Annotated in this window: 12 protein-coding genes; 8 read left to right on the top strand and 4 right to left on the bottom strand. The window is 71.7% G+C overall.

What is annotated here, in order from left to right; translation table 11 throughout:
* Positions 1 to 41: 41 nt before the first annotated feature.
* From GNZ18_RS08195 to GNZ18_RS08165, 7 genes are all read left to right on the top strand, one after another.
* Positions 42 to 929 (top strand): TIGR03089 family protein, encoded by an 888-nt coding sequence (locus tag GNZ18_RS08195; RefSeq protein ID WP_156215695.1) that lies wholly within the window; start codon positions 42 to 44, stop codon positions 927 to 929.
* A 125-nt stretch (positions 930 to 1,054) separates the two neighbouring features.
* On the top strand, positions 1,055 to 2,479 hold the full coding sequence (locus GNZ18_RS08190) for an LCP family protein (protein WP_156215694.1): 1,425 nt from the start codon (positions 1,055 to 1,057) through the stop codon (positions 2,477 to 2,479).
* Positions 2,480 to 2,558: 79 nt separating this feature from the next.
* On the top strand, positions 2,559 to 3,734 hold the full coding sequence (locus GNZ18_RS08185) for an acyltransferase family protein (protein WP_156215693.1): 1,176 nt from the start codon (positions 2,559 to 2,561) through the stop codon (positions 3,732 to 3,734).
* Positions 3,735 to 3,854: 120 nt separating this feature from the next.
* Entirely contained in the window at positions 3,855 to 4,940 is a 1,086-nt protein-coding gene (locus GNZ18_RS08180) for an acyltransferase family protein (RefSeq protein ID WP_156215692.1), read from the top strand.
* Positions 4,941 to 4,999: 59 nt separating this feature from the next.
* Positions 5,000 to 7,213: a bifunctional glycosyltransferase/CDP-glycerol:glycerophosphate glycerophosphotransferase gene (locus tag GNZ18_RS08175; protein ID WP_308166102.1), complete on the top strand. Its 2,214-nt coding sequence runs from the start codon at positions 5,000 to 5,002 to the stop codon at positions 7,211 to 7,213.
* A 125-nt stretch (positions 7,214 to 7,338) separates the two neighbouring features.
* Positions 7,339 to 10,746, top strand: coding sequence for a CDP-glycerol glycerophosphotransferase family protein (locus tag GNZ18_RS08170; RefSeq protein WP_156215691.1), 3,408 nt, complete (start codon positions 7,339 to 7,341; stop codon positions 10,744 to 10,746).
* A gap of 9 nt (positions 10,747 to 10,755) precedes the next feature.
* Positions 10,756 to 12,765, top strand: a complete 2,010-nt coding sequence (locus GNZ18_RS08165; protein WP_312874375.1) for a glycosyltransferase family 2 protein — start codon at positions 10,756 to 10,758, stop codon at positions 12,763 to 12,765.
* On the opposite strand, the gene GNZ18_RS08160 is transcribed toward GNZ18_RS08165, so the two are convergent.
* Complete coding sequence (locus GNZ18_RS08160; RefSeq protein ID WP_156215689.1) at positions 12,752 to 14,326, bottom strand: hypothetical protein; 1,575 nt, start codon at positions 14,324 to 14,326, stop codon at positions 12,752 to 12,754. The two genes, GNZ18_RS08165 and GNZ18_RS08160, sit on opposite strands and share 14 nt — an antisense overlap.
* Before the next feature lie 244 nt (positions 14,327 to 14,570).
* Between GNZ18_RS08160 and GNZ18_RS08155 the strand changes: the two genes are divergently transcribed.
* Positions 14,571 to 15,596: a CDP-alcohol phosphatidyltransferase family protein gene (locus tag GNZ18_RS08155; RefSeq protein WP_156215688.1), complete on the top strand. Its 1,026-nt coding sequence runs from the start codon at positions 14,571 to 14,573 to the stop codon at positions 15,594 to 15,596.
* Between the two features lie 97 nt (positions 15,597 to 15,693).
* Here the strand turns inward: GNZ18_RS08155 and GNZ18_RS08150 are convergent, their stop codons facing one another.
* The 3 genes from GNZ18_RS08150 to GNZ18_RS08140 form a co-directional block, all read right to left on the bottom strand.
* Positions 15,694 to 17,952 (bottom strand): glycosyltransferase, encoded by a 2,259-nt coding sequence (locus GNZ18_RS08150; RefSeq protein ID WP_156216171.1) that lies wholly within the window; start codon positions 17,950 to 17,952, stop codon positions 15,694 to 15,696.
* Between the two features lie 86 nt (positions 17,953 to 18,038).
* Positions 18,039 to 18,752, bottom strand: coding sequence for a hypothetical protein (locus GNZ18_RS08145; RefSeq protein ID WP_214618381.1), 714 nt, complete (start codon positions 18,750 to 18,752; stop codon positions 18,039 to 18,041).
* A partial coding sequence (locus tag GNZ18_RS08140) for a UDP-N-acetylglucosamine 2-epimerase (protein WP_173390689.1) occupies positions 18,745 to 18,989 on the bottom strand: 245 nt, incomplete at its 5' end. The genes GNZ18_RS08140 and GNZ18_RS08145, both read right to left, overlap by 8 nt.

Genomic DNA, 18,989 nt, shown 5'->3' with positions numbered 1-18,989 from the left:
CCGGAGAGGTGCCGCGACGTGCGGCGCTCTACGCTCACCCCATGAGCACACGTGCCGGCGGCGGCCCCGGCGGCGGAGCGGGGCCGGCCGACCTGCTCCGCGCCCGCGTCGCGGACGACCCGTCCCGCCCCTTCGTGACCTTCTACGACGACGCGTCGGGCGAGCGCGTCGAGCTGTCGGCGCGCACGTTCGACAACTGGGTCTCCAAGACGGCGAACTTCCTGGTGGACGGGCTGGGCGCCGAGCCCGGCACGCGCGTGGTGCTCGCGCTGCCGCCGCACTGGCAGACCGCCGTGTGGCTGACGGCCTGCTGGTCGGCGGGTCTCGTCGCCGAGCCCGTGGATCCGGCCGCCGTCAACAGCGAGTCGGCCGAACCGGGCGACGCCTCCGCGCCGTACATCCTGGCGGCGGCCGAGGAGGTGCTGGACGACGTGCTCACCGGCGGGGCGTACGGCGATGCGGACGAGATCGTGGGCCTCTCGCTGCACGCGCTGGGCGGCCCGCTCACCGCGTGCCCTTCCGGGGTGACCGACTACGCCCTGGAGGTGCGCGCCCACGGTGACCGGTTCGTGCCGGACCGGCGGGTGTCGCCCGAGCTCCCCGCGCTCTCGGTGCCGGTTCCGTTGCCCGCCTCCGATGTGACAAAGACCACACTGACCGGGGCGGACGTCGTCGCGCGAGCCCGCGCGGCCGCTGTGAAATGGGAGTTGGACGCGCGGAGCCGGATCCTGGTTGACATGTCCTTCACCACACTCGACGGGGTACTTGCGTGCCTGGTCGCACCACTAGCCTCAGGTGCTTCCGTCATAATTCAACGAAACTTTGACAAAGCCGTCCTGGATCGGCGGGTCACGCTGGAGCATGTGACGGCGGTGGCCGGGATCCCCGGAGCGAATGACGCATCCGGGTCCCCGCGCCTGCTCGCCTGACCTACGCTCTCCCTTGCTCCAACCACGACCACAGCCGCTCTGAACACGACTCACACCGCTAGCGCCACGACTCACAACGCCGACCGAACCCCTGAAAGCGGGCTCGCCCCCGGACCACGGAGCCGATGAACAGCAACCCGATGTACATGGAGTACGTCGACGACGCCGATCCGCAACAGGCGTCGCCTCGACGCGGTTGGCGCATCCTCGGCTGGGTGTGCATCGGGCTGTCGGCGGTCATGGTGGCGGGATCGCTCACCGCCTACGGCCTGTACCGCAAGGCGTTCGGGAACATCTCCCACGAGGACGTGAACGCCCAGCTCGGCCCCAACCGGCCGAAGAAGCTGAACAGCGCGATGAACATCCTGCTGCTCGGGTCCGACACCCGCGCGGGGGCCAACTCCAAGTACGGCCGCGCGCTGAAGAACGAGCCGCCGCGCTCGGACACGATGATCCTGCTGCACCTGTCGCCCGGCGGCGGCCAGGCGATGGGCATCAGCTTCCCCCGCGACCTGATGGTCCGGATGCCCTCCTGCAAGTCCAGGGACGGCCGGACGATCCCCGCCCAGGCCCGCGCCCAGATCAACTCGGCGTTCACCAACGGCGGCGCCGCGTGCGTGATGAAGACGATCGAGAGCCTGTCCAACATCCGCATCGACCACTTCATGCAGGTGGACTTCAACGGCTTCAAGTCGATCACCAACGCCGTCGGCGGCGTCCCGATCTGCCTGCCCAAGGACGTCAACGACCCGAAGTCCAAGCTCAACCTGAAGCGCGGCAGGCACACGATCAAGGGTGAGACGGCGCTCGCCTACGTCCGCGTCCGGCACGGTCTCGGGGACGGCTCCGACACCGACCGCATCAAGCGGCAGCAGAAGTTCATGGGCGCGCTGGCGAACAAGGCGATGAGCGCGGGCGTGCTCAGCAACCCGGCGCGGATGCTGTCGCTGATGAACGCGGCCACCAAGTCGCTCACCACCGACAAGGAGCTCACCCCGCAGGTCATGATGCGGATCGGCCAGGGCATGCAGGGCATGAGCTCGGGCAAGCTGCGCTTCATCACCGTCCCCTCGGGGCCCGACCCGGCCGACACCAACCGGGTGGCGCTGACCACCGAGGCGCAGCCGTTCTTCGAGACGGTCCGCAACGACAAGACGGTCCCCGAGGCGCCCAAGCCGGGCGCCTCGAAGATCCCGCCGAGCCAGGTGCAGGTGCGGGTGTACAACGCCAGCGGCATCGCGGGGCAGGCCAAGCGCGTCTCCGAGGACCTCCAGGCGCAGGGCTACCAGGTCACCGTCGGCGGCAACGCGCCGTCCAACTCGGCGATCACCAAGGTCATGTACGGTGCGGGTGCCGACAGGCAGGCGCAGACGCTGGTCTCGATGATCCCGAGCAAGCCGCAGCCGACGGCCCGCACGACCGGCGCCAAGCCGGGCGTCGTCGACCTGATCGTCGGCTCCGACTGGAAGGCCCTGAAGAACCCCAAGGGCGGGATCCCCAAGCAGAACGGCGAGATCAAGGCCAGCGACGACGTCTGCAAGGGAGCCTGACCAGCACGACCAGCAAGGGGCCCTGAGCCCGTACAGCCCATGCCGCAGCCCATCATGAAGCAGCCATCATGAAGCAGCCATGACGCACACCACCGCTCCCGGAACGGTCGAAAGGCCCGATCAGCCCTGGTCCTCGGTCCCCGGGGCCGCGATCCCCGACCCGGCGGCGGTGCCCGCCGCCGAGACGGGCCCGCCCGCCGAGCCCGGACGGGCCGGCTCCGAGGCGGAGCCGGCCGGCCAGGTCCGCAAGCCCCGCGACCCGTTCTTCGACAACGCCAAGTACCTCGCGATCCTGCTGGTCGTGGCCGGGCACTCGCTGGCCAACCTGCAGAACGTCCCGATGGCCAAGGGCCTGTACATCTTCATCTACCTGTTCCACATGCCGCTGTTCATCGTGATCACCGGCTACTTCTCGCGGAACTGGACGTTCTCCGGCGGCAAGGCGCGCAAGCTCATCACCAACGTCGGCGTGCCCTACGTGGTGTTCGAGTTCGCCTACTCGATCTACGACTGGCTGGCGGGCGACAACAAGCTGGAGATCAGCCTCCTCAACCCCTACTACCTGACCTGGTTCCTGTGCGCGCTGTTCCTGTGGCGGCTGTCCACGCCGGTCTGGCAGCAGATCCGGTGGCCGCTCGCGGTCGCGCTGACGTTCGCGCTGCTGTCGTACATGAGCGACCTCGGCGGCACCTTCGACATCCACCGGGTGCTCGGGCTGCTGCCGTTCTACGTCCTCGGGCTCAACCTGAAGCCCGAGCACTTCGAGCTGCTGAAGCGGCCGATCGCGCGGCCGATCGGGTTCGCCGTCCTCGCCCTCGGGCTCGGCGGCTCCTACCTCGTCATGAACCACATGTCGCGGAACTGGATCTTCTGGGCGAACCCGCACTTCCAGCTCGGCGTCGGCAACCTCGCCGGGACGGTGATGCGGCTCGGCATGTTCGTGTCCGCGACCGTGCTGGTCGCGGCGTTCCTCGCGATCGTCCCCCGGCGGCGGTACTGGTTCACCGCGCTCGGCGCCGCGACCCTGTACGCCTACCTGCTGCACGGATTCGTCACGCGGCTGCTGAACTTCACCGACTGGTGGGGCGCGGACTGGATGCACACCCCGGCGGGCGTCGTCGCGGTCGTCGCGGGCGCGGTGGTCGTCGGCACCTGCCTGTGCACGCGGCCGGTCGTGCGCTGCATGAGCTGGGCGCTGGAGCCCAAGATGACCTGGGTGTTCACCCCCCTGCGCCGTCCCCGCGCCAAGGGCTGACATGATCGCCGCGTTCGCGGCAGTCTGCCGCATCGGCCTCCGCGGCCTCCGGCGGGGCACTAGAGTCGGCATCCCCTCCGCGTGAACGTTCGTCCCGCGCCAAGTGAATCTTTCGGAGACATGACGGAAACCCTCCCCCAGGCGCGCCCGCCGGCCGGCGAACCCGCCGGCGGTGCCGCGCCGCAGCCGCGCCCCCGCGACGCCTACTTCGACAACGCCAAGTTCTTTACGGCCCTGCTCGTCGTCGTCGGGCACGTCTGGGCCGAGTTCGGGGACAGCCAGGCCGCCCACGCGGCGTACATGGTGCTGTACGGATTCCACATGCCGGTGTTCGTGTTCATCTCCGGCTACTTCTCGCGCGGGTTCATGCGCTCGACCGACAAGTTCCGGAATATCTTCCCCAGCTTGATCGTGCCCTATGTGATTTTCATCGTGCTTTACCGGTTGCAGCTCGTGTTCATCAACGACGCCGATTTCCGGTTGAGCTCCCTTTTCCGTCCGCACTTCCTGATGTGGTTCCTGGTCGCGATGGTGTTCTGGCGGCTGAGCGCGCCGCTGTGGGGGCACCTGCGCCACCCGGTGGCGGTCTCGATGGCGCTGGCGCTGGTCGCGGGCACCTGGACGTTCACCGCCGACTCCACGCTCAGCCGGACGGCCGGGCTGCTGCCCTTCTTCGTCCTCGGCCTGACCGTGGAGCCCCGGCACGTCCAGCTGCTGCGCCGCTCCTGGGCGCGCTGGGCGGGCCTCGGCGTGCTGCTGGCCGCGCTGCCGGTCGCCTACGTCTGGGAGCGCGGCACGGTCGTCCCGAAGATCAACAAGGCCTACGTCTGGTGGACGATGGGCTATGAGGACATGGGCTACTCGACGCCGGAGGGCATGGGCTGGCGGGTCCTCACCGTCGTGCTCGCGCTCGTCCTCGGGGCCGCGTTCCTCGCCGCGATCCCGCGCGGCCAGTCCTGGTACACGGCGATGGGGACGCGGACGATGTACGTGTACCTGCTGCACGGCCTCGTCGTGAAGACCTTCGACTACAGCGGCCTCCTGGCCAAGCCCGCCCTGCACAACCCGCTCGGCATGGTGGGCGTCACGCTGGCCGCGCTGGCGCTCGGGGTGGTGCTCGCCACGGCCCCCGTGCAGCGGGTCACGCGCTGGGCGGTGGAGCCCAGGGCCCGATGGCTGCTCAAGCCCTCGCATGGCCGGACATAAGCTCTTACTACCGTGTGCGGGTATGATCCAGATTTCACCGAGAAGTTGATTGGCGTTCCGTGAGCAGTGGTAATGACATCTCTCTGAGCATCATCGTGCCCGTGCACAAGGTGCAGGGCTACATCCGGCAGTGCATGGACTCGATCCTCGATCCCGACCTTCCGAACCTGGAAGTGATCGCGGTCGACGACGCCTCGCCGGACGCATGCGGGGAGATCCTCGACGAGTACGCGGAGCGCGACTCGCGCGTCCGCGTCCTGCACCTCGCCGAGAACGTCGGGCTCGGCCACGCGCGCAACACCGGGCTCGACGCGGCGACCGGCGACTACGTCTGGTTCTTCGACAGCGACGACCACGCCACCGAGGGCGCCCTGCGCGCGATCTGCGACCGGCTCGCCGAGACCCGGCCGGACGTGCTGGTCTTCGACTACGCCCGCTCGTACTGGAACGGCAAGGTCAAGCGCAGCATCATCAACGACCTGTTCCGCGAGCCTCCGGCGCCGGACGTGTTCACGCTGGCCGAGCGCCCGAGCGTCCTTGAGATGATGATGACGGCCTGGAACAAGGCGATCCGCCGCCAGTTCCTGCTCGACCTCGGGCTGCGCTTCAGCGGCGGGTACTACGAGGACGTCAACGTCACCTACCCGATCCTGATGGCGGCCGAGCGGCTCAGCCTGCTCGACCGGGTCTGCTACATCTACCGGCAGCGCCGCCGCGGCGCGATCACCCGGACGACCGGCGCCAAGCACTTCGACGCGTTCGCGCAGTACGACCGCATCTTCGCCTTCATGGACGAGATGGGCCCGGAGGCCGACCAGTTCCGGAACCTCATGTTCAACCGGACGATCTGGCACCTGCTGGTGATCATCGAGCGGGGCGACCGGGTGCACCCGTCGGAGAACGAGCGGTTCTTCGCCGAGATGTCCAAGACCTACAACCGGTACCGGCCCGAGGGGCACGTCCCGCCCGACGACAAGCCGCACCTGGCCGAGAAGCACCGGCTGATCCAGAAGAACGACTACCGGGGCTTCGCGCGGCTCGGCCCGGGGTCGGTGAAGGCGAAGGCCAAGAAGCCCGCCCGCAAGGCCAACAACCTGCGCAAGCGCGGCGTGCTGGCCTCCAAGGCGATGGCCAAGGACCGCTTCTACCAGATGCAGCGCCACCTGGCCGTCGACGAGAACCTGGCCGTGTTCGGCGCCTACTGGTACCGCGGGTACTCCTGCAACCCGGCGGCGATCTACGAGAAGCTCAAGGAGCTGGCCCCGCACGTCCACGGCGTGTGGGTGGTGAAGTCGGGCGCGCGCAAGAACATGCCGGAGGGCGTCGACTACGTCGTGGCCGGGTCGGCCGACTACTACCGGACGATCGCCCGCGCGAAGTACTTCGTCAACAACGTCAACTTCCCCGACCACTACGTCAAGCGCCCCGGCCAGGTGCACATGATGACGCAGCACGGGACGCCGCTGAAGAAGATGGGCCTCGACCAGATGGAGTACCCGGTCGGGGCCAAGGAGATGGACTTCAAGGCGCTGATCGAGCGCTCGGACCGCTGGGACTACCTGGTCTCCTCCAACCCGCTGTCGAGCGAGGCGTGGGAGCGCGGTTTCCCGTGCAACTACGAGATGCTGGAGATCGGATACCCGCGCAACGACCGGCTCGTGCGGGCCACCGAGGAGGAGCGGCTCCGGCTGCGCGACGAGCTGGGCGTGCCCGAGGGCAGGACCGCGATCCTGTACGCGCCGACGCACCGCGAGTACCAGCGCCGCTACACCCCGATGTTCGACATCGGGCGGGTCGTGGAGCAGCTCGGAGCCGGCCACGTCCTGCTGGTGCGCGCGCACTACTACTACAAGCTGAAGAACATGGCGGCGGACATGGGATGGCCGGAGGGCAGCGTCATCGACGTGTCCGGGCACCGGTCGGTCGAGGACCTCGCGATCGCCTCGGACGCGCTGCTCACCGACTACTCCTCGGTCATGTTCGACTACGCCAACCTCGACAAGCCGATCGTGATCTACGCCAACGACTGGGAGACCTACAAGCTGACCCGCGGGGTCAACTTCGACATCACCGCGACCCCGCCGGGCGTCGTCGCCACGACGGAGAGCGAGCTGGTGGACGCGTTCGTCTCCCGGGCGGCGTGGAGCGACACGGCCCAGAAGGCGCGCGAAAGCTTCCGGGCCCGGTTCTGCCCCTGGGACGATGGCCACGCCGCCGAGCGCGCCGTCCGCCGGATGTTCCTGGGCGAGAAGGTCCCGAACCCTCCGCAGTGAGCACCCGCCCCGCTCCAGCACCACCGGCGGGCACCGGCACCCACGGGGCCCGCCGCGCACACAACGTCGTCTCACGACCCGGCGCGGGGCGCCGGGTCCCTTAGGTGGTTGAAGGAGTGGGCCGCTTGTCCAGTAGCCGGATCAGCGTCATCGTCCTCACGCACGGCGCCGGGGAGTCCTTCCCCGGCACCCTGGAGTCCCTCGCGGCGCAGTCCTACGGCGAGATCGAGGTCCTCGTCATGGACGACGGGGCCGGGGGCGCCGCCGGGGTCGAGCTGCCCGACGAGCGGTTCCGGCTCGTCCGGGAGGGCGCGCTCAGCCGGGGCGCGGCCCGCGGCCGCGGCGCCGCCGAGGCGGGCGGGGAGTTCCTGCTGTTCGTGGACGGCGGCGACGAGCTGCCTCCGGACGGGCTGGAGCTGCTCGTGACCGCGCTGGAGAGGTCCGGCTCGGACCTCGCGCTCGGCTCGGAGGCCGTCAGGAGGCGGACGGGCCAGGTGTGGTCGTGGCAGCCGCGCTCGACGCCCGCCGCCCCCGCGTCGGGGACGGACCTGCGGCGCCGTCCCGAGCTGATCCTGAACCGGCAGATCACCGGCAAGCTCCTCCGCCGGTCGTTCTGGACGTCGGCGGGCCTGGAGTTCCCCGACATCGGCCGCTACGACGACCTCGCGGCGACCGTCAAGGCGCTGCATCTGGCGAAGAAGATCGACGTCCTGTCGGAGGTGGTGCTGCGGCGGCGGCGCCCCCGGTTCGGGTCGACGACGGTCCCGCAGGACATCGCGGACGGGTTCGGCGCGGTCACGCTCGCGACCGGCTGGCTCACCGCCCACGGCGACGCCAGGGACGCGCGGCGCCTCCAGCTCGCCACCGTCAACACCGACCTGCGCGTGTTCCTGGACGTGCTGCCCGACCTGTCCGAGGAGGAGCGCGAGCAGGTCGTCGCGCAGGCCGCGACGTACGCGGCGGGGATCTCCCCGAAGGTGTTCGCCGAGGCGTCCGCGCTCGTCCGGCTGAAGTGGCACCTCGCCACGACGGGGCACACGGGCGAGCTGGTGAAGGTCGTCCGGTACGAGCGGGGCAAGTCCTCGCCGTCGATCGTCCGCGACCCGCTGCGCCGCTACGTGGTGTACCCGTACTGGAAGGACGGCTCGCTCGACGTCCCCCGCGAGGTGTACCGGGCGCGCGGCGAGGTCAAGCTGCGGGGCCGTGTGCACGCGGTGTCCTGGGACGGCGACCGCCTCACCGTCACCGGCGAGGCCTACATCAACTCGGTCAGCTCGCGCCGCCGCTGGACGTCGCTGAAGGCCGTCACGCTGCGCTCGGGCCGCCGGAAGATCACCGCGCGGGCGAGGCAGACGCCGAAGCCGGGCAAGAAGACCGGCGGCTGGTCGGGCTTTGAGTTCTCGATCGACGCCGGGAAGCTCCGCGACCACGGCCAGTGGGTCGAGGGCACCTGGGACGTGCGGGCGTCGGTGCTGAACGCCGGCGTGTTCCGGCAGGGCCCGCTGCGCGGCGGCGGGTCGGGCACCGGCGCGAACCCGCCCTACCGCTACGTCGCGGGCGACGTGCGCGTCGTCCCGCTGATCGTGGACGGCGAGCTGCGGGTCAAGGTCGAGAAGGTGCGGGTGCGCGCGAGCGGGCTGCGCTGGGACGGCGACGCGCTGGTCGTCGACGTCGCGGCGGCGCAGGCCCCGCCCGCCGAACTGACCCTGCGGCTCGGCGACACCGCCGTCGCGGTCCCCGTCGTGGACGAGGGCGGGGCGCACCGCGCCCGGATCGACCCGGCGGCGCTCGCGGACGTCCCGATCTCCCCCGAGGCGATCGACGACACCCGCGACTGGACGGTGTCGGCGGACGGCCGCCCGCTCGTCCTCGCCGAGGGCATCGACGACGCCGAGCGTCCGTTCGGCGCGCTGGAGGTGAGCGCGGGGCGCGGCCCGAGCGGCTACCTGCGGGTGCGGCTGACCACGACCCGGCTGATCGTCGGCGAGTGCGCGTGGCGCCCCGACGGGACGCTCGTGCTCACCGCGACGCACGCCGCCCACGGCGGCGGGCAGATCGTGATCCGGGGCAGGGCGCGCCGCAAGGAGTTCGCGTTCGACCTCGTCCCCGGCGAGGCGGGGACGCTGCGCGCCGAGGTGCCGGTCGCGGCGGTGCCGAGCGTCGCGGGCGTGCTGCCGCTGCGCCCGGGGCGCTGGGACGTGCTGTTCCGCCCGTCCGGGCGCGGGGAGCGGGCGCTGACCGTGCGGCTCACCGGCGCCGCGCAGAAGGGCCTGCCGGGGGCGCTGGAGGTGGCGCGCCGCGAGTACGACCTGGAGTCCAGCGACGGGCGGCTCGTGGTGGCGGTGACCGGCGACGTCTCCGGCGAGGAGAAGAGCGCGGGCCCGAAGATCCGCGAGGAGGCGCGCCGCCGCGTCGAGCGGGACGGCCTGCGCGACGCCGTCGTGTTCTCCTGCTTCAGCGGCCGCCAGTACTCCGACAGCCCGAAGGCGATCCACCAGGAGCTCGTCCGGCGCGGCTCGCCGCTGGAGCAGCTCTGGGTCGTCAACGACGCCCAGGTGGAGCTGCCCGACACGCTCCAGGCGCTGCGGCTGAACGGCAAGGAGTGGCAGGAGGCCGTGACGACCTCCCGCTACATCATCACCAACCACCGGCTCGGCGAGTGGTTCCAGCGCCACCCCGACCAGATCGTGTTGCAGACCTGGCACGGGACGCCGCTGAAGAAGATCGGCAGGGACATCAAGGAGGTGCACTTCGCCTACGCGCCCGGCATGAAGCACGCGCTCCAGGCGAAGACCACCGGCCCGACCGTGCCCGAGTGGAGCCACCTGCTGTCGCCGAACCCGTTCAGCACGGAGATCTTCCGCCGCGCGTTCGCGTTCAAGGGCGAGATCATCGAGGCCGGGTACCCGCGCAACGACCTGATGCACAGCCCCGAGGCGGAGGTCGTCGCCAAGGACGTCCGCGCCCGGCTCGGGATCCCCGAGGGCAAGAAGGTCGTGCTGTACGCGCCGACCTGGCGCGACGACCAGTACTACAGCAAGGGCCGGTACCGGTTCGACATGCGCATCGACCTGGAGCGCGCGCGGGAGGCGCTCGGCGAGGACCACGTGCTGCTCGTCCGGCTGCACACCAACGTCGTGGACGGCGTCCCCGAGGACGAGAGCGGCTTCGTCCGCGACGTCTCGCTCTACCCCGACATCACCGAGCTGTACCTGATCGCCGACATGATGATCAGCGACTACTCCTCGGTGATGTTCGACTACGCCAACACCGGCCGCCCCATGCTGTTCTTCACCTACGACCTGGCGGACTACCGGGACCGGCTCCGCGGCTTCTACTTCGACTTCGAGGCCGAGTCGCCGGGGCCGCTCGTGGAGACCTCCGACGACCTGATCGAGGCGATCCGCGACGTCGAGTCCGCCACGGAGGGCCACCGCAAGCGGTACGAGGACTTCGTGGCCCGGTTCTGCCCCCTGGACGACGGCAGCGCCGCCGCCCGCACCGTCGACCGGATCTTCGACCCGACTCCGTGAGGCCCCCCAGTGAATCCCCCCTTGGTCAGTGTGATCGTTCCCGTTTACAACTGCCGCGCCACCCTCGGTGAGGCGCTGGGGTCGGTCGTCGAGCAGACGATCGACCCCGGTCTGGTCGAGGTCGTCGCGGTGGACGACGGGTCCACCGACGGGAGCGGCGACGAGCTGGACCGGCTCGCCGAGGGGCGGCCCGGGTTCACCGTCGTCCGGCAGGCGAACTCGGGCGGCCCCGGCGCGCCGCGCAACGCGGGCATCGAGCGCGCCCGGGGCCGGTACCTGTTCTTCCTGGACGCCGACGACCGGCTCGGCCCCGAGGCCCTGGAGCGCATGTGCGCGGTGGCCGAGGAGCAGGGCACGGACGTCGTCGTCGGCCGCTACGTCGGCATCGGCCGGGGCGTCGCGCGGTTCACCAAGAACATCGCCCGCGTGGGCGTGGACGACCCCGACACCGACGTCTACGGCGCCTCGCTGACCACGCACAAGCTGTTCCGGCGCGAGCTGCTGGAGCGGCACGGCATCCGGTTCCCCGAGGGCATCCTCGCGGCGGAGGACAAGGTCTTCACCGCGCACGCGTTCCTGCACTCCTCCGGGGTGTCGGTCGTGGCCGACCACGACTGCTACTACCTGGTGGAGCGCGAGGACGGCAGCAGCATCATGCAGGCGGGCGGCGGCTGGCCCGAGGTGTTCCACGGCGAGGTCGCCCGCTCGATGCTGGAGCAGGTCATGGCGCACCGGGGGCCGGGCCCGGCCCGCGACCGGATGCTCGTCCGGCACTTCGAGCTGGAGGTGCTGTACGGGCTCGACCGGCGGCTCCTCACCGCCCCCGAGGACGTCGTCGACCGGGTCATGGACGGGATGCGCCGCCTCTGCGAGGACTTCCTCACCCCCTCGGTCATGATGCGCATGCGGCCCCGCTACCGCGTCCTCGCCCACAGCGTGCGGAGCGGGCGCCGGGAACTGCTGATGCGGATCATCGAGCGGGCGGCGGCGTCCGAGCCCGTGCCCCTGCTGGTGGACAAGGCCCGCGCCTACGTCGCCTACCCGGGGTTCCGGGAGCCGGGCGCGTCCGTGCCCGACACCTACTTCGACGTCACCGACCGGCTGCGCGTGCGGCGGAGCCTGACCGCGCTCGGCTGGGACGGCGACCGGCTCGGCCTCGGCGGGACGGCGGTCGTGAGCCGGCTCGACACGGCCGGTCGGACGATCGCGCTGCTGCTGCGCGACAAGAGGTCCGGCGGCGAGCACCGGGTGCCCTGCGAGGCCGGCGAGGCAGGTGGGGACGACGGGGACAGCGGTGACGACGGGGGCGGCTTCACCGCGGCCCTCGACCCGGGGACGGCGGCATCGGGTTCGCCGCTGCCGGCGGGCACGTGGGACCTGCACGTCGAGGTCGCGCACGACCGGCTGGTGAAGGAGGGTCGGCTCGGCGCCGACCGCGCCGAGGGCGTCACCGCCCCGAAGCCCCGGTTCGTCGTCTCCGGCGGCGGGGTGGGCGCGTCCGTCACCCCGTTCTTCACCCAGGGCTATGACAACCTGTCGCTGACCGTCGTGCCGGGCCCCGCCGCGCTGGAGAAGCTGCTGCGGGTCGAGGCGGTCGGCTGGGACGGCCTGCCGCGCCTGCTCGTCCGCGGGTCGGTGCCGGTCTCGCCGGCGTCGGCGGCGCACGTCGGCGTGGCCGTCCGGCTGGAGGCACGCGGCGGCGGGGACACCAAGGACGCCGAGATCAGCCTCCTCCCCGGCGCGGAGCGGCTGGAGTTCACCGCCGTCACCGACCTGCGCGGGCTGGCCGTCGGGCGCTGGGACGTCCACCTGGAGTTCACCGTCGGCGGCGAGACCGCCCGGATGCGCGTGCCCGTCAGGGCGGGGCAGCCGAAAATCCCGCCCGTGCCGTGCGCGACGCTGGGGCTGCGCCGCGCCTCGTTCTACCGGACGGGCGGCGGGAACCTCGCCGTCCACATCGTCCCGGGGAGGGTCACGGCGCTGGCCCGCTCGGCGGGACGCCGCCTCACCCGGAGGTAGCCGCGCCCTCCGACTCGGCCGACTCGGCCGGCTCGGGCTCCTCGGGCTCCTTCGATTCCGGCTCCTCGGACTGCCCGGGCCCGACCGGGGACGCGGCGGCGCACGGGCGGCGCGGCGGCGGCAGCAGCGCCAGCCCGAACGCCACGCAGGCGAACGGGACGGCGGGCAGCACGTACCGGTAGTCGAAGTCGGCGGTCGCGGCCGGGATCACCAGCAGCGCGAGGCTCGTCCCCCACGGCAGCAGCGCGCCCGTCCCCCAGTGCCGGACGGGCCCGAGCACCCGCCACCGCCCGCCCGAGCGGACGTGGGGCAGCGCCGCGACGAGGCCGCCGAGCAGCAGGATGCCGAGGAAGGTGCCGGGCATGGCCATCCGGTCCTGGTAGCCGCGCATCCTCCCGGCCCAGGGCTCGACGACCCTCGGCTCCCCGCCGCCCGGGTCGTACCGCGCGGCGATCACCGCCTGCTTCTCGGCCCACGCCTCGCCCTCGGGGAACTCGTACTGCAACCACGTCCACGGGGTGGGGTAGGGCTTGCGCTCCCACTCGAACGACCGGAAGGTGTCGCGGACGACGACGCGGGCGTAGTCGCCGGGCTGCGCCTTGATCGCGTCCATGGCGAACTCGCTGGCGAGCTCGTTGCCGGTCGGGCCGGTGATCCAGCCGGGGATGTCGCGGAACGCCGAGTCGCGCGTCCACATCGCGGCGAACGCGGGCGACATGCGCGGGTCGCTGTTCTTCGGGCACATGACGGCGAGTTCGGGGCGCGGCTTGATGACCCGGCAGTCGGCGAAGTCGGCGGTGCGCCCGTACAGCCAGACCCCGCTCGCCTTCGCGAGCCCGTACTGGCCGTACTCCGCGTGGAACCACGCCATGTAGCCCATGACCGGCAGGCTGAACGCGACCACCGTCGCCGCGCACGCGCGCCAGCCCGCCCGGCGCAGCAGCATCGCGACGAGGATCACGGCGACCAGCGGCAGCCCCGCCGACCGCGTCAGCGCCGCCCACGCCGCGAAGAACCCGGCCAGGGCGCCCAGCCACCAGGTGAGGCGGCGCCGCCACAGCGCCGCCGTGACCGCCGCGAGCAGCAGGAACGTGAACAGCGAGTCGGACATGAGCATGTGCTCCAGCGCGACCTGGTGGACGGGCAGCAGCACCGGCAGCGTCAGCGGGGCCGCGATGAGCCCCGGGACGTACCGGCGCCAGGCCCAGCGACCGGCGTCCCCGTCGGGGCCGAGGGGCCAGGCCGCCCGCGCCGCGCGCCACACCAGGACGTACACCAGCACACCGGTCAGGACGCCGATGGCGTGCTGCACCGACACCATCACCGTGAAACTGTGGAAGGGCTTGATCAGCCACAGCGTGAGCGGGTAGCCGCTCGGGCGCGTCTCGCCGGGCCGCAGGTCGATCGCCGCCCGCAGGTACCCGGGCGAGTCGCCGAACCACATCGGCGCCGGATACCCTTTGACCGCGACCACCCGTATCCACACCGCTACCGCGAGTACACAGGCGAAGGGCAGGTGGGCCACGGCGGAACGGCCCGCCAGACCGGCTTTCTCGCGCACTCCGAAAGCCTACCCAGGGCGGGACGCCGTATCGCGCCACCCTCCGTCCGCCGCGCGTTCACCACGTCCTCGCCGCAAGACTTCGTCAAGCGAACACCGGGTTACGGTGCTTGGGACAGCGAGTGGATCACGACTCGGAGACAATGGCCGGGTCCGTATCCGGACAGCGGATACGATCGTCAACGGCCGAGAGCGCCTGGGCACGAAACGACACCGCCGGGCGCGAAAGAAAGGACACCGATCCATGGCGAACTTCACGCTCGACGACGTTCGGCAACGGACGTACAAGGCGCGTGACGCCTGGTGGACGGTCCTGCTGGTCGATCCGCTCGCGGCCCGGCTGGTGCGCTTCACCGCCAACCGCACCCGCGTGACGCCCAACCAGCTCACCGTGGGCGCGCTCGTCCTCGGGCTGGCGGCGGGCGCCTGCTTCACGGTCGCGTCCTGGCCGTGGCTGCTGCTCGGCGCCCTGCTGTACCACCTGTCGTTCACGCTCGACTGCATGGACGGCAAGATCGCGCGGCTCAAGGGCACCGGCTCGGTCTTCGGCGCCTGGCTCGACTACATCTTCGACCGGGTGCGGGTGCTGGCCTGCGCGATCGCGCTGATGGCCGGGCAGTACGCCGCCACCGACAACGTCGCCTACGTGTGGACGGCCGTCGCGGTCGTCTTCCTCGACATGCTCCGCTACATGGACGCGCTGGAGATCTACAAGGTCCGCTCGCAGATGCGGGTCACGCTGAACGCCGCCCGCGAGGAGGCCGCCGAGCTGGAGTTGGCCGCGCGCCGCGCCAACGGCGAGATCGTCGACGCCGCCGAGGTCGGCGCGGACCTGCGCTCGGCCGAGGGCGCGCTCGGCGAGGACCCCGAGGCCGACATGGAGAACCGGGTCGTCGCCGACGACCCCGCGATGGCCATGATGCGGCAGGGCTTCGAGCAGAAGTTCCCCTGGTACGCGCGGATCCGCAACGCGCTGATGGCGGGCCGCATCCGCCCGCACCTGATCAGCGGCATCGAGTTCCAGATGGGCGTGTTCATCATCGCGCCGATCGCCGCCGCGATCGTGCCCGGCGCGGTGATCCCGGTGGTGGTGGCGAGCGCGGTCGGCATGCTGGCCTTCGAGCTGGTCATCATCTACAAGTTCTGGCTGGCCAGCCGCGACTACAGCCGCAGCCTCGCCAAGCTGAACGACGCGATCGAGGGCTACCGGGCGCAGCTTCCCGCCGAGTACCGCGAGACGGCGAACGCGGGCGTCGGCAGCTCCGGCTGACCTCCCCGGTCCTGGACGAGCAAAGTCCCCGTGGAGCGCGGCTCCACGGGGACTTTGCTCGTCCCCAGACGACTTCCGGCCGGGTCTCAGGCGCGGGTCAGGCCGTGCGGGCCTGCCGGGCGGCCTTCGGCGCGCCGGTGGCGGCGAGCATGTCCGTCCACTGGCGGCACACCTCGTCCAGCCCGTAGGCGGCGCGGACCTGGTCGCGGGCGAGCAGCCGGTCCTGCTCCCAGCGGCCGAGCGACACGGTGGCGGCGATGGAGGCGGCCATCGCCGGCGGGTCGGCGTGGATCCAGCGCCGGTCGTAGATCGTGTCGGCGCCCGGCCAGTTCAGCAGCACCGGCACCGCGCCGGCGGCCATCCCCTCGGCGGGCGCGAGGTGGAAGCTCTCGTCGTCGCTGGTCGACAGCACGAACCCGATGCGCCGCAGCCAGGACGCGACGTCGCGGCCGTAGGAGTCGAACACGACCCCGCCCGCCAGCAGCGGCGAGCGGCGGATCCGGCGGAACACCTTCTCGTAGTGCTCGCGCTCCTCCTCCTTCTGCCAGATCCACCAGTACTCCCAGGGGAGCTTGGTCTTGATGAAGAGGGTGAAGCGGGGGTCGTCGCGGCGCAGCTCCTCCAGCGCGTCCAGCGCCAGGTCGAGCCGCTTGCGCGACGGCGCGATGCCGATCATCCCGAGGTGGTGCTGCGCGCCGGGCAGCTTGGCCCGGTCGAGCTGCTGGTCGTCCACCCAGTTGGGGATCGTGGTGACCTTGTCCGCGGGCCAGCCGGTGATCTCGCGGGTGAGGTCGGCGTAGTGCGGGCTGACGCAGATGATCTCGTCGACCGCGTCGATGTCGAGGTGCTGCGGCCAGCGCGCGTACAGCTCGAAGCGGTGCAGCCGGACGACGAGCCGCTGCCCGGGGCGCTTGCGCTGCGCGAACCAGATCGCGTTCGGGCCGCACCACTCGCAGACGATGACGTCCGCCCAGTCCACCAGCTCCTGGCTGCGCTCCTCGTCGTGGACCTTGAGCGCCGCCCAGTGGTCGACGCGGACCTCCATGTCGGGACGGGACTGGAGGTAGTCCAGCAGCCTGCTGAAGAACTTCAGGTCGTGGCCCGCGACGCCGACGCGCAGCCGCCGCCCCTCCCCCGCCGCAGGCCCGGCGGGCGCGGCGGGCGCGGAGGACACGGCGGGCGCGGAGGACACGGCGGACGCGGAGACGTCGCTGAGCGCGTCGGCCGGACGCACGCCGACGCGCTCGTGCTCGACCGCCGCCGCGAGCACGCGCGGGGACGGCTCGGGGAAGGTCCGGGCGAGGTGGCCGCGCAGGCGCGCCGCCGCCGCGTCCAGCGTGAACTCCGCCGCGGCGGCGCGGCACCGCTGGACCGCCAGCGTGAACACGTCGGGGTTCTTGCCGATCAGCGTCAGCGCGTCCAGCACGTCGGTCTCGGTGGAGGCGAACAGCGGGTAGTCGGCGCCGAACAGCCGCTCGTGCATCGGCGTGCGGTTCATGACGACCGGGACGCCGAGCGTCCCGCACTCCAGCACCTTCGTGGACAGCTCCAGGCTCGCGTCCATCTCGGGATGCCGCCACGACAGGCCGACGTCGCAGGCGGCCGTCAGCCGCATCGCCTCGGCGCGCGGGTGCCCGCCGTGCCAGATGACGCCCTGGCCGCTCTCCAGCGCCGTGCGCATCCGGGTCGCGAACCCCGGGTCCTTCGGGTCGTCGTGGATCTTGTCGCCGACCATGTGCAGCTCGGCGTCCACGCCCCGCATCGCCAGCAGGCGCGGCAGCGAGGTCATCTCGTAGGTGTTCCAGCGCGGCGCGAACTTGCCGGTGTAGGCGAGCTTGAGCGCGCGGCCGTCGGGCGCGCCGTCGGGCCGGGTCGCCAGGCCCTCGGGCAGGACGACGACGGGCGGGAACAGCACGCTCTTGCCCGCCGTCGCGGGGACGGCGCTCTCCAGGAAGCCGCGCAGCTCCTCGGTCTGGCAGAGCAGCACCCGGGAGGCGTCGGCGATCCGGCGCAGCTCGCCCTTGGACGCGCCGTCGAACTCCCCGGCGGACTGGGGGACGTCGGTGAGGTAGGTCCACATCCGTCCGGCCAGCGGCCCGGCCGACAGCTTGCCCGCGAGGCGGCGGCCGCGGACGACGATCAGGTCGAACGGGTGTTCCTCGTCCACGCGGGCGAGGATCGCGGCGGCGGCCTTCGCCGGCATGCCGCCCTCGAAGGAGACCATGCCCTCGGCGTGCGGGCTGCGCACGGTGACCTCGGGCAGCGCGCGCAGCGGGTCGACCAGCCGGCCGGTCCGGACGGGGGCCTTGAGCACCAAGGTCACCGCGCAGCCGGCGCGGGCCAGCGCCTGGACCATGCCCTGGGCCCAGATCGCCGAGCCGTCGATCAGGTTGAGATCGACGTCGCCGTAGACGAGGGCGCGAGGTCGCACAGGAGTTCCTTTCAACGGGCGGTCCCGGAGGGCGTTGGGGGTCCCCCCACGGGTGACTGGGCCGGGGTGAGCAGGTCGGCGAGGCGGCCGGGTGCGGTGACGGCGGCGTCCCAGCGCAGGCAGGACAGCGTGGCGGGCGGCGCCTCCCCCCACAGGACCAGCGGGAGGCCGCGGGCGGCGGCGAGTTCGCGGACGTCGTTCAGCGCGCGGTCCCGGTCGTACATGCCGGGGACGCCGAGGTAGGCCCAGGGGCCGCCCGGCTCGCCCGCCGCCGCGTCCACGACGAGCAGGTCGACGTCGGCGGTGTCGAGCACGATCGAGGCGTCGTGCGGGTAGAGCCGGACCACCTTGGCGTGCTCGGCCAGCGTCGCCGCCGCGCGCGCGCCGAGCACGCCCGCGATGACCAGGCCGTCGTGCGGCGCCGCGATGAGCAGCCGGTCCTCGGGGCGGTCGATCCGGTCGAGCGTGATCCGCTCGCCGTCGCCCGTGCCGCTCTCCGACACCGGGACGTTGCGCTTGCGCCAGAGCCGGTACAGCTCCTTCGGCAGCCGCACACCGCGCCGCCTGGGGTTGCGCGCGGCGCCCGCGACGAGCCGTCCGAACTGGAGGGTCGTCGAGGTCTCCAGCGCGGCGAGGCGCCGCTCCAGCTCCTCGACGCGGGACTCGCGCTCGCGGAGCGTGGCCCGCAGCCGCGCGACCTGCCGGTTGGCCTTGGCGTCACTCACCGAGGAACTCCATGATCACATCTGCGATGCGGGGGCCTGCCTGGCCGTCCCACAGCGGGGGCCTGCGGTCCCCGGCGTCCTTGCCTTCGCTCTCCAGCGCCTTGCGGGCCGCCGGGACCAGTTCCTCGAACGTCACGAGGCGGTTGGTGCCGTGGGTGATGGTGATGGGCCGTTCGGTGTTGGGCCGAACGGTCAGGCACGGCACACCGAGGATCGTCGTCTCCTCCTGGAGCCCGC

The organism is Actinomadura litoris, assembly GCF_009733595.1.
In the GTDB taxonomy this organism is placed as follows: Bacteria; Actinomycetota; Actinomycetes; order Streptosporangiales; family Streptosporangiaceae; genus Spirillospora; species Spirillospora litoris.
The sequence above is the reverse complement of the archived record's forward strand: the minus strand, read 5'-3'. Positions and strand labels throughout refer to the sequence as shown.